This is a genomic window from Kitasatospora sp. NPDC001539, assembly GCF_040298565.1.
In the GTDB taxonomy this organism is placed as follows: domain Bacteria; phylum Actinomycetota; class Actinomycetes; order Streptomycetales; family Streptomycetaceae; genus Kitasatospora.
Map to the genome: position 1 here is coordinate 1 of NZ_JBEPAK010000240.1, position 10857 is coordinate 10857.

The 10857-nt window shown below is 75.0% G+C and carries 11 protein-coding genes and 1 tRNA gene; 10 read left to right on the forward strand and 2 right to left on the reverse strand.

Annotation, left to right across the window (positions count from 1 at the left end; all coding sequences use genetic code 11):
- Positions 1-158: 158 nt before the first annotated feature.
- Positions 159-746 carry a 5-formyltetrahydrofolate cyclo-ligase gene (locus ABT247_RS27355; protein WP_502892510.1) on the reverse strand — a complete coding sequence of 196 codons (588 nt, stop codon included), beginning with the start codon at positions 744-746 and terminating at the stop codon, positions 159-161.
- A 50-nt stretch (positions 747-796) separates the two neighbouring features.
- Here ABT247_RS27355 and ABT247_RS27360 point away from each other — a divergent pair, with 50 nt between their 5' ends.
- From ABT247_RS27360 to ABT247_RS27405, 10 genes are all read left to right on the forward strand, one after another.
- Positions 797-1705: a GGDEF domain-containing protein gene (locus ABT247_RS27360; protein WP_350747360.1), complete on the forward strand. Its 909-nt coding sequence runs from the start codon at positions 797-799 to the stop codon at positions 1703-1705.
- A 51-nt stretch (positions 1706-1756) separates the two neighbouring features.
- Positions 1757-2677, forward strand: coding sequence for a UTP--glucose-1-phosphate uridylyltransferase GalU (gene galU / locus ABT247_RS27365; protein WP_350747364.1), 921 nt, complete (start codon positions 1757-1759; stop codon positions 2675-2677).
- 25 nt (positions 2678-2702) lie between these two features.
- Complete coding sequence (gene glp / locus ABT247_RS27370; protein ID WP_350747367.1) at positions 2703-4040, forward strand: molybdotransferase-like divisome protein Glp; 1338 nt, start codon at positions 2703-2705, stop codon at positions 4038-4040.
- 131 nt (positions 4041-4171) lie between these two features.
- A complete protein-coding gene (gene moaC, locus ABT247_RS27375; RefSeq protein WP_502892511.1) occupies positions 4172-4612 on the forward strand; it encodes a cyclic pyranopterin monophosphate synthase MoaC in 441 nt (146 codons plus the stop codon).
- Positions 4609-5124: a MogA/MoaB family molybdenum cofactor biosynthesis protein gene (locus tag ABT247_RS27380; RefSeq protein ID WP_350747373.1), complete on the forward strand. Its 516-nt coding sequence runs from the start codon at positions 4609-4611 to the stop codon at positions 5122-5124. Before moaC ends, ABT247_RS27380 begins: the two co-directional genes overlap by 4 nt.
- On the forward strand, positions 5121-5747 hold the full coding sequence (locus tag ABT247_RS27385; RefSeq protein ID WP_350747387.1) for a GNAT family N-acetyltransferase: 627 nt from the start codon (positions 5121-5123) through the stop codon (positions 5745-5747). The genes ABT247_RS27380 and ABT247_RS27385 overlap by 4 nt, the downstream gene beginning before the upstream one ends.
- A gap of 150 nt (positions 5748-5897) precedes the next feature.
- A complete protein-coding gene (sepX, locus tag ABT247_RS27390; RefSeq protein WP_350747375.1) occupies positions 5898-6911 on the forward strand; it encodes a divisome protein SepX/GlpR in 1014 nt (337 codons plus the stop codon).
- A gap of 70 nt (positions 6912-6981) precedes the next feature.
- A tRNA-Ala gene (locus ABT247_RS27395) sits at positions 6982-7055 on the forward strand.
- A gap of 232 nt (positions 7056-7287) precedes the next feature.
- On the forward strand, positions 7288-8637 hold the full coding sequence (locus tag ABT247_RS27400) for a glycosyltransferase 87 family protein (protein ID WP_350747378.1): 1350 nt from the start codon (positions 7288-7290) through the stop codon (positions 8635-8637).
- Positions 8638-8652: 15 nt separating this feature from the next.
- The gene (locus ABT247_RS27405; RefSeq protein ID WP_350747381.1) at positions 8653-10272 is read left to right on the forward strand and encodes a DUF2079 domain-containing protein; all 1620 of its coding nucleotides are present in this window, start codon (positions 8653-8655) and stop codon (positions 10270-10272) included.
- Positions 10273-10280: 8 nt separating this feature from the next.
- Here ABT247_RS27405 and ABT247_RS27410 read toward each other — a convergent pair.
- The coding region (locus ABT247_RS27410) for a universal stress protein (RefSeq protein ID WP_350747384.1) at positions 10281-10857 on the reverse strand (577 nt) is incomplete at its 5' end.

Consider the following 10857-nt stretch of genomic DNA (forward strand, 5'->3'; position numbering starts at 1 on the left):
TGGGAGCCGTCCCGGATCTGGTCGCGGGCGCGCCGCCGTTCCCGGCCGAGGCCGCGGCCGTTCCCACCGAAGCCGCCGTTCCCGGCCGGCCCCGTGCTCAGTCGCTGCGCCGTTCCCGCCCGGAGTCCCGTGCTCAGCTCCCGCCCGAAGTCCCGTGCTCAGCCGAGCCTGCGCACCCCCGCCGGGGTCACCGCCAGGTCCACCGGCCGGTCGTGCGGCTCGTCCGGCACCCGGTCCAGCACCTCGTCCTCGTACAGCAGCACCGCCAGCACCGGCCGCACCCCGGCCCGCTCCAGCCGGGCCAGCACCCGGTCGTAGCTGCCGCCGCCCCGGCCCAGCCGCAGCCCGGCACGGTCCACCGCCAGACCGGGCAGCAGCACCAGCGAGGCCGCCGTCACCGCCTCCGGCCCCAACCGCGGCCCGACCGGCTCGAGCAGCCCGCGCCCGGCCGGGGCGAGCGCCTCCGGCCCCGCGTACTCGGCCCAGTCGAGGTCGTTGTCCGGCAGCAGGACGGGCAGCAGCACCCGGGCTCCCGCCGCCCGCAGCGCGTCCAGCAGCGGCCTGGTCCCCGGCTCCGCGCCCACCGACACGTAGGCGGCCACGGTCGCGCCAGGCCCGGCCAGTTCCCCGGCGTGCCCGGCCAGCGCGCGGGCGGCCTCCGCACGCCCCTCGGCGGACCGTGCGCGGCGTCGCGTCAACAGCCGTGACCTCAGGTCGCTCTTCTCGTTGTGCACCGGATCCTCCATGTCTCCAGACCGCCGACGCGCAGAGCCTGACACGCGAAAGGGCGCCCCGATTGTCCACCCCGCTCCTGCTCCAGGCCCTGGCTGTGCTGAGCGCCCCGGCCACGGGCGCCGCCACCGTGCTCGGGCTGCGCGCCCGCCGGGAGCGGGCCGGGGCGGCCGAGGAGCGGCAGCGGCTGCGGGCGCGGATCGCCGAACTGGAGGAGCGCTGCGCCGAGCTGGAGCGCACCGCCTCCTGCGACCCGCTCACCGGCGTGTGGAACTACCGCCACCTGCAGCTCACCCTCGACCGGGAGATCGAACGGGCCCGCCGCGCCGAGCACGCCGACCAGGCCGACGGGCCGCGCCCGCTCGCGGTGCTGCTGCTGGAGATCGCCGGCTTCGACGCCGTCATCGCCGAGCACGGCCGCGCCCGCGGCAACGCGATACTGCGCGACCTCGCCCAGCGGCTCGCCATGGAGATCCGCCGCTCCGACACCCTCGGCCGCTACAGCGGCCACGAGTTCCTGGTGATCCTTCCGGATACCGGCGCCGACGGCGCCGCGCAGGTCGCCGAGCGGCTGGTCTGGTCGGTCCGGCGCCACCTGCTGCTCGACTGGTCCTCCGGCACCCGCGCGCCCCGGCCGGCCCGGGGCAACGGGCTGACCGCCGCGGCCGGCGTCGCCGTGCTGCCCGGGGACGGCACCCATGCCGCCGTCCTGCTCCGGGCCGCCGACGCGGCGCTCGCGGAGGCCCGGGCGGCCGGCGGCGACTGCTGGCGCACCGCACCGCCCCCCGGGCGGCGTTCCACCGGGCCCGGCGGGCCGCCCGCCACCCCTCCGGAAGGGGCGGCGACTGCCGAACGTGACCGTTCGGAAAAGGCGGGTAGTCTGTCCGCCTGTACCGGAGGGGACCCGCTTGCCCAGCCGGTCGCTTCCCATACGCCTGCCACCGTGGCCGTGCCCCGCGACGTGCTGTCCTAGCCGTCCGACCGCGCTCGGCCGGGCGAAAACGTGCCTGAGTAAGGTAAACGCATGACGACGACCACCTCCCGAATTCCGGTAACCAAGGCCGTGGTACCCGCGGCCGGACTGGGCACCCGCTTCCTGCCGGCCACCAAGGCCACCCCGAAGGAGATGCTGCCCGTCGTCGACAAGCCGGCGATCCAGTACGTCGTCGAGGAAGCCTCGGCGGCCGGCCTGTCCGACATACTGATGGTCACCGGCCGTAACAAGCGCGCGCTGGAGGACCACTTCGACCGCGCCTACGAGCTGGAGGAGCTGCTCGTCCGCAAGGGCGACGAGGACCGCCTGCGCCGGGTGCGCGAGTCCGTCGAGCTCGCCAACATGCACTACGTCCGCCAGGGCGACCCCAAGGGCCTCGGCCACGCCGTCTCGGTCGCCGAGCAGCACGTCGCCGGCCAGCCCTTCGCCGTCCTCCTCGGCGACGACCTGATCGACCCCCGCGACCCGCTGCTCGCCCGCATGATCGAGGTGCAGCAGGAGCTCGGCGGCTCGGTCGTCGCCCTGATGGAGGTCGACCCCTCCCAGATCCACCTGTACGGCTGTGCCGCCGTCAAGGCCAACGGCTTCGGCGAGGACGTCTTCCAGGTGACCGACCTGGTCGAGAAGCCCGAGCCCGGCGAGGCCCCCTCGAACTACGCCGTCATCGGCCGCTACGTCCTCGACCCGCTGGTCTTCGACGTGCTGCGCGAGACCCCGCCCGGCCGCGGCGGCGAGATCCAGCTGACCGACGCGCTGCGCGAGCTGACCAGCCGTGAACCCGCGGACGGCGGCCAGGTGCACGGCGTCCTCTTCAAGGGCCGCCGCTACGACACCGGCGACCGCGCCGACTACCTGCGCGCTATCGTCCGTCTGGCCGCCGAGCGCGAGGACCTGGGCCCGGAGTTCCGCTCCTGGCTGCGGGAGTTCGTCGGCTCCGAGCTGCAGGACTGACACCCAGACAGAGAGCGAGCCGCCGATGACCGGGTCCACCGAGCACAACACCACCTCCGCAGCCTGCTGCGACGGGTCCGGGGACCGGGCACCGGCGGCTCCTCGCTTCTGGACCGTCGACGAGCACCTCGCCGACGTGCTCTCCGCCGTCGGGCCGCTGCCCGCGATCGAGCTCCAGCTGCTCGACGCCCAGGGCTGCCGGCTCGAGGAGGACGTGGTCGCCGACGGCGACCTGCCGCCCTTCGACAACAGCTCGATGGACGGCTACGCGGTCCGCACCGCCGACACCGAGGGGGCCACCGACACCTACCCGTCGGTGCTCTCGGTGGTCGGCGACATCGCCGCCGGCGCGGGCGAGCTGCCCAAGGTCGGCCCCGGTCAGGCCGCCCGGATCATGACCGGCGCCCCCGTGCCGCCCGGCGCCCAGGCCGTCGTCCCGGTCGAGTGGACCGACGGCGGCACCGGCACCGGGGTGGCCGCCGCCGCGATGACCGCCCCGGTCGCCGACGAGGAGGTCCGGGTGCTGCGCCCGGTCGCCGAGGGCGCGCACATCCGCCGGCGGGGCAGCGACGTCGCGGCCGGCGCCACCGTCCTGGAGGCCGGCACCCGGCTCGGCCCGACCCAGATCGGCCTGCTCGCGGCGATCGGCCGGCCCACCGTGAAGGTCCGCCCGCGCCCCCGGGTGGTGGTGCTCTCCACCGGCAGCGAGCTGGTCCAGCCCGGCGAGCCCGTCGGGCCCGGGCAGATCGCCGAGTCCAACAGCTTCACCCTCACCGCGGCCGCCCAGGAGGCCGGCGCCATCGCCTACCGGGTCGGCGCCGTCCCCGACGAGGCCGAGCGGTTGCGCGCCGTCCTGGAGGACCAGCTCGGCCGGGCCGACCTGATCGTCACCAGCGGCGGGGTCAGCGTCGGCGCGTACGACGTGGTCAAGGAGGTCTTCGCGTCCTACGGCGGGGTCGACTTCCGGAAGCTGCGGATGCAGCCCGGCAAGCCGCAGGGCTTCGGCCGGATCGGCGGCGGGGCCGGGGTGCCGCTGCTCGCGCTGCCCGGCAACCCGGTGAGCGCCTACATCTCCTTCGAGCTGTTCGTCCGCCCGGTCATCCGGACCATGCTCGGCGCCGCCGACGTGCACCGTCCGGTGGTGCGCGCGCTCTGCCCGTCCGCGCTGCGCTCCCCGGCCGGCCGGCGGCAGTTCCTGCGCGGCCGGTACTCGGCGGCGGAGGGCACGGTCGAGCCGGTCGGCGGCGCGGACTCCCACCTGGTGGGCGCGCTCGCCAGGGCGAACTGCCTGATCACCGTCCCCGAGGACGTCACCGCACTGCCGGCCGGCAGCGAGGTCGACGTGGTGTTGCTGGACTCCTGACCCCCTCCCCCCGCGGAGGGAGGGGTACGGTAGCGCGGTATTCGACCTGCGCGCCCCTGGAGTGACCCGTGACGACGACACCGAGCCCCGGCGACCGCCTCACCCACGTCGACGAGCAGGGCGCCGCCCGGATGGTCGACGTCTCCGAGAAGGACACCACCGCGCGCACCGCCGTCGCGGCCGGGCGGGTCACGGTCTCCCCGAAGGTGGTCGAGCTGCTGCGCGGCGAGGGCGTGCCCAAGGGCGACGCCCTCGCCGTGGCGAGGATCGCCGGGATCATGGGTGCCAAGCGCACCCCGGACCTCATCCCGCTCTGCCACCCGATCGCCGTCTCCGGGGTCACGGTCGACCTCGCCGTCGCGGACGACGCGGTCGAGATCACCGCGACCGTCAGGACCGCCGACCGCACCGGCGTGGAGATGGAGGCGCTGACCTCGGTGACGGTGGCCGCGCTGACCGTGATCGACATGGTCAAGGCGGTGGACAAGGGCGCCGCCATCGAGTCCGTCCGGGTGCTCAGCAAGACCGGCGGCAAGAGCGGCGACTGGTTCGCGCCGGAGGCCGGGGCATGACGCCGGTCGGCAGGGCACTGGCCGTCACCGTCTCCAACCGGGCCTCGGCCGGGGTCTACGAGGACAAGGGCGGCCCGCTGCTGGTGGCGGGCCTGACCGCGATGGGCTTCACCGTCGACGGCCCCCGGGTCGTCCCCGACGGGGAGCCGGTGGAGGCCGTCCTGCGCGAGGCCGTCGACGCCGGGTACGACGTGGTGCTGACCACCGGCGGCACCGGCATCTCGCCGATGGACCTCACGCCCGAGATGACCGCCCGGGTGATCGACCGCCCGATCCCCGGCATCGCCGAGGCCGTCCGCGCCCACGGCCGGGACAAGGTGCCGACCGCGGCGCTCTCCCGCGGGCTCGCGGGGCTCGCCGGACGTACCCTGATCGTCAACCTGCCGGGCTCGACCGGCGGCGTCAGGGACGGCCTGGCCGTCCTGGAGCCGCTGCTCGCCCACGCCGTCGACCAGCTCGGCGGCGGGGACCACCCCCGGCCCGACGCACCAGCTTCCGGGAGAGCGCACTGAACGCCGGCTGGCCGGTAGAGCTCCACGAGGGGGAGGTCACGCTGCGCCCGATCCGGGCCCGTGACCAGCGCGAGTGGCAGGAGGTGAGCCGCCGCAACCGGGACTGGCTGCGGCGCTGGGAGGCGACCGTGCCGCCCGGCCCGGCGGGCCGGGTCGCGGGGCCCCGCCCGACGTACCGGCAGATGGTCCGCTTCCTGCGGCACGAGGCCTCGGCCGGCCGGATGCTGCCCTTCGTGGTGCTCTACAAGGACCAGCTGGTCGGCCAGTTGACCGTCGGCGGGATCACCTGGGGCTCGATGTGCTCGGCCAACATCGGCTACTGGATCGACGAGGCGGTGGCCGGCCGGGGCATCATGCCGACCGCCGTGGCGCTTTCGGTGAACTACTGCTTCCGCACGCTCGGACTGCACCGGATCGAGGTCTGCATCCGCCCGGAGAACGGCCCGAGCCGGCGGGTGGTGGAAAAGCTCGGCTTCCGCTCGGAGGGAATCCGCCCGCGCTATCTCCACATCGACGGCGACTGGCGGGACCACCTGGTCTACGCCCTGACCGCCGAGGAGGTCCCGGAAGGGATGCTGGAGCGGTGGCGGGCGCTCAGCTCGGGCCAGGGCCCCGATAATTGAATGCATGTTCGAAAGAAATATCGATATGGCATCGGCGCGTCGGCGGACCGCCACAAATACCGGCAAAATAGTCGGAGAATCAGCTTGATCACACGACACGCCGCGTCAAATTGCTGCCACGCCTTCCCCGTCGCCCGTACGGTGTGAATCGTGAGCAGTAGCGGCCTTATCTACGCCGTCATCGTAGGGGCCTGGGCCGCCTATCTGGTGCCGATGTGGCTCCGCAGGCAGGACGAACTCAACGAGGCGCGCCCGACGGAACGCTTCAGCACCGCCATCCGCCTGCTGGCCGGGCGTTCGGCGCTGGAGCGGCGGGCAGCCCGGGCCCTGGGCGACGAACCGCGCGACGACGAGCACAGCGACGACGGTCCTCCCGAACGGGACGAGGCCGCCCCCGGCGACCCCGCCACCCGGGAGTCCGAACCCCTCGCGGAGCGCCCCGCGGAACGTCCGGCCGAACGGCCGGGTCCCGCGCGGCCGGTCGGGACCGAGCGCCGGGCCCGGCTGCTGGCCCGCCGGCGCCGGATGGTCACCGTCCTCTTCCTCGCCTTCGCGCTGGGCGCCGTGGTCGCGGCGGTGGCCGGACTCGCCTTCCTCTGGGTCCCGGCGGTGCCGGCGGTGCTCCTCACCCTCTACATCGGCCACCTGCGCAAGCTGGAGCGCCAGCGGTACGAGGTGAAGCTGGACCGCGCCCGGGCCGCCCAGGCGGCCGAGCACCTGCGCCGGCGCGAGCAGCAGCGCGCCGAGGCCCCGGCGGCCGGGCGGCACCCGGCCGAGGAGCCGGCCGACGCGGAGCCGGCCCCGGCCGCGCCCGCCGAGCAGCCGCCCGGCCGCCGCCCGCACCTGCGGCTGGCCGCCGAGCCGGAGGAGCCCACCGTCGCGGTGTCGGCCTCCGCGGTGGCCGAGGCGACCGAGCACGAGGAGTGGGTCGACGGCATGCGCGAGCGCGGTGCGGCCGGCCCGGACTCCTGGGAGCCGGTGCCCGTCCCGCTGCCGACCTACGTCACCGCTCCGGTCGCCCCCCGGGTCTCCCGCGGCCTCGACCTGTCGGCCCCCGGCACCTGGACCGCCGGGCGCCCGGCCGAGCCCCGCAACACCCCGCTGTTCGACCAGTACGCCGAGGCCCCGGAGCCGGAGGCCCGCCGCCGCGCGGCCAACGAATGACGGTGACCGCCCCCCGGTCAGGGGGGTGGTCACGGACCCCCTCCGGAAGGTGCTAGAGTTTCTTCTCGTTGGGGCTGTGGCGCAGTCCGGTAGCGCACCTCGTTCGCATCGAGGGGGTCAGGGGTTCGAATCCCCTCAGCTCCACCCAACGGATCGACTCGGATCGGTCCGGAAATCCCGCCGGGAGTCAACTCCCGGCGGGATTTCGCGTTTTGCGCCCACCGGGCTCCTCGGGGCGGCCGCCGTGGCGGAGATCACAACACGCTCCCGGCCGGGATTCTGACGCCGTTTGGGCCTCAGGGGGGTCGGTTATGGTGGGTGGACCCAGACGCTGACGAGGGAACGATCTGGTCTATCTCAACGGGGTGCCATCGCGGTGCGCGAGTTCGGTCTGGAACGGTGGACGCGAGAAGCGGACCCGGAGGAACCCGGCGGACGCCCGGCGACCGGAAGACCGAGCTCCCTGACCCTCGCGGCGAGCTGCGCGGCGGCGCTGTCGCTGGCGGCGTTCGTCCTGGTGCGGCACCTCCACGGGGCGACCATGGTCGACATGCTGGTCTACCGGGCCGAGGGCCGGGCGGTGGTGGACGGCACGGACCTCTACGCGATGCGGCTGCCCGGCTGGGACCTGCCGGCCACCTACCCGCCGTTCGCCGCGCTGCTGTTCGTCCCGAGCTCCTGGTTCGACGTGAGCACGCTGCGCGTCCTGGTGATGCTCCTCAACTACGCGCTGCTGGCCCTCGCCGTCCACCTCTCGCTGCGGCTGGCCGGCTGGCCCCGGCGCACCCGCCCGGCCGCCGTGATCCTCGCGACCGGCCTCGCCGTCTGGCTGGAGCCGGTGTACACCACGTTCCAGTACGGCCAGGTCAACCTGGGCATCCTCTGCCTGGTGCTGTGGGACCTGACCCGCCCGGACCGCAGCCGGTTCAAGGGCGTCGGCATCGGCCTGGCCACCGCCGTCAAGATCACTCCGGGCCTGTTCACCGTCTACCTGTTCCTGACCGGCCGGATCCGGGCCGGCCTGGTCTCGGTCGCCACCTTCCTCGGCGCGGGCCTGATCGGCTGGATCGCGCTGCCGGACGCCTCGTACGGCTTCTGGAGCACCTACCTGTGGGATCCGAGCCGGGTCGGCGTCACCGTGCTGGTGGACAACCAGTCGCTGCGCGGCGCCGTCTGCCGGCTGCTCGACGCCAACGACCCGGGGCCGGTCGGACTGGTCGCCTCCGCGCTGGTCGGGGTGGTCGGGCTCGGGGTGACGGTGCTCGCCGGGCGCTCCGCCCGGGTGCTGCGCCGGGCCGACGCCTGGGGCGCCGTCTGCGCGGCCCTCACCGCGCTGCTGGTCTCGCCGATCAGCTGGACCCACCACTGGGTGTGGTGCATCCCGCTGATCGCCCTGCTGGCGGTGGAGGCCAGGACCGGGGCGCGGCGGGTGCTGCCGGCCGTGCTGTCGGCGGTGACGCTGGCGGTGTTCCTCTCCCACGTGATGTGGGCGGTGCCGCACCGCTGGGGGCGCGGCGTCGCCTGGTACTGGCAGCTGCCCGGCTCGATCTACCCGCTGCTCGGCATCGCGGTGCTGGCCGTCGTCGGCCGGCGGCTGTACCGCGCCCGGCGCGGGGCCGTCGACGCCTCGGCCGGCGCCCGGGCGCTGCTGGAGCCCGTCCGGGACACGGGGGACGTCCGGGACGCCGAGCTCGAGCGTGACCCCGCCCTGACCAATCGGACCTGACGGATCAGAGTCGACGTGACCACCCAGACCGCAACCCCGACGCCGTCCAGGGCCGCCGCGCCCGCCGCCCGCCGGGCGGTGGCCGCCCTGGACTCCCCGGCCCGCCGCACCGCGCTGCTCGGTGCGCTGTGCTTCGCGGTGACGTGCGCCGTCGGCCTCCAGGGCTGGGCCTCCGTCTCGCTCGGCGGCTTCGACCTCGGCATCTTCGACCAGGGCGTGCGCGGCTACGCCCACTTCGGGCTGCCGGTGTCGACGCTGAAGAGCTACCACCACGAGTTCCCGCCCGGCTTCTCGCTGCTGGGCGACCACTTCTCGCCGGTACTGGCGCTGCTCGCGCCGCTGTACTGGATCTGGGACGACCCCCGCTCGCTGATCATCGGGCAGGCGCTGCTGTTCGCGCTCGGGGTGCCGCTGATCCGGCGGATCGCCGCCTACTGCTTCGCTTCCGCCGAGCCGCGCACCGCCCGGCGGGCGGCCGACCTGGCCGGGTTGGTCCACGCGCTCGGCTGGCCGCTGCTGGTCGCCGCCCGGGTCGGCTTCCACGAGGTGGCGTTCGCCGTCCCGCTGACCCTGCTGATGCTGGAGCGCGGCCTGGCCCGCCGGTACGGCACGGTGGTGCTCGCCGCCGCCCTGCTGTGCTGCACCAAGGAGGACCTCGGCCTCATGGTCGGCGCGTACGGCCTGGTGCTGCTGCTCCGCAACCGCCGCACCGGGGACCGCGCCGGGCGCTTCACCGGGATCGGGCTGCTGGTGGGCGGGCCGGTCGCCTCGGCGGTGGCGATCACGTGGCTGATCCCGGCGATGGGCGGGGAGCCGGGCTACTACTGGAACTACACGGCCCTCGGCGCCGACGGCGGCGAGGCCGTCCGCAACCTGCTGCACGACCCGTCCCTGCTGGTCCGGACGGCCTTCGACCAGCCGCTCAAGCCGCTGCTGCTGCTCTGGCTGTTCGGCACGATGTTCCTGCTGCCGCTGCGCTCGGCGACCGCGCTGTGCGCGCTGCCGCTGCTGGCCGAGCGGATCCTGTCCAGCAACCCCAACCACTGGTCGATCGCCCGGCACTACGACTCGATGCTCTGGCCGATCCTGCTGACCGCCGCGATCGAGGTGCTGGGCCGGCTGAGCGGCGCCGAGCGGCCCGAGCGGACGCGCCGGCGCGCCCGGCTGCTGGGTCTGGGCGCGGCGGGGGTGGCACTGGTGGCCGCCGTGCCGATCGGATTGCTGCAACTGGCCGTGCCGTCCTCCTGGGAGCCGAGGGCGAGCGAGGCCGCGCTGGTCCGGGCGGCCGCGCTGATCCCGGACGGCGCCTCGGTGGAGGCGGACAACCAGATCGCGCCGCGGCTGACCGCGCGGGCCGACGTGGTGCTGGTGGACGGGACGCCGCGCGGACGCGAGTACGTGCTCACCCGCTCGGACAAGCGGTCCTTCCCGTTCAAGACCGACCGGGAGCAGGCCGACCGGATCCAGCTGCTGCTGGCCCACGGCTACCGGCAGGTCTGGGCCGAGGACGGGGTGGTGCTGCTGCACCGGGAGAGCGGTGAGCCGGTGCCCGGCGAGCACGTGCCCGGGCCGGGCAGCAAGCCGGTCCAGGACGAGGTGCCGTCCGACGTGGGACACAACCTGTTCAAGGGCTGAGGCCCTGGTCACGAGCCGCCGGCACCGCCCGGCCCGGGCTCCTGGACGATGACCACCGGGCAGGGCGCGTGGTGCAGGCAGTACTGGGCGACGGTGCCGAGCGGGGCGTCCGGCGGGGTGGAGCGGCCGCGGTTGCCGAGGACCAGCAGGGCGGCTCCGCCGGCGGCGGCGACCAGGGCGGGGCCGGGCGCCCCGGCCTTGAGGTGGCGGCGCAGCGGCACCGCGCGGGCGGCGGCCGTCTCGGCCAGGCCCGCCGACTCGGCGAGGATGGCGGCGGCCCGCCGCTCCGGGCCGAAACCGTCCAGGGCGGGCGGGACGAGGCCGTGCTCGCCGTGCAGGCAGGGGAACTCCCAGACGGCCACCGCCTCCAGCGGGCCGCCGGTGAGGCCGGCCAGGCGGGCCGCCCAGACGACAGCCGCGCGGGCGGGCGCGGAGCCGTCCACGCCGACCACTATCCGGCCGCGGGGCTGCATGCCCCCATGGTCGCAGAACGCCGGGCCGGAGGTCGAGCGTTGGAACCTTCGGCGCACCAGCGGCCACATCAGCCGCAGGGCGGGCGAGACGATCTTCGGGTCCGTCAGGGTG

What these genes read in the sequence shown, in the direction of transcription:
- ABT247_RS27355 (WP_502892510.1), bottom strand. Translation starts at nt 746, where the DNA reads ATGGAGGATCCGGTGCACAACGAGAAGAGCGACCTGAGGTCACGGCTG.
- galU (WP_350747364.1), top strand. Translation starts at nt 1,757, where the DNA reads ATGACGACGACCACCTCCCGAATTCCGGTAACCAAGGCCGTGGTACCC.
- glp (WP_350747367.1), top strand. Translation starts at nt 2,703, where the DNA reads ATGACCGGGTCCACCGAGCACAACACCACCTCCGCAGCCTGCTGCGAC.
- moaC (WP_502892511.1), top strand. Translation starts at nt 4,172, where the DNA reads ATGGTCGACGTCTCCGAGAAGGACACCACCGCGCGCACCGCCGTCGCG.
- ABT247_RS27380 (WP_350747373.1), top strand. Translation starts at nt 4,609, where the DNA reads ATGACGCCGGTCGGCAGGGCACTGGCCGTCACCGTCTCCAACCGGGCC.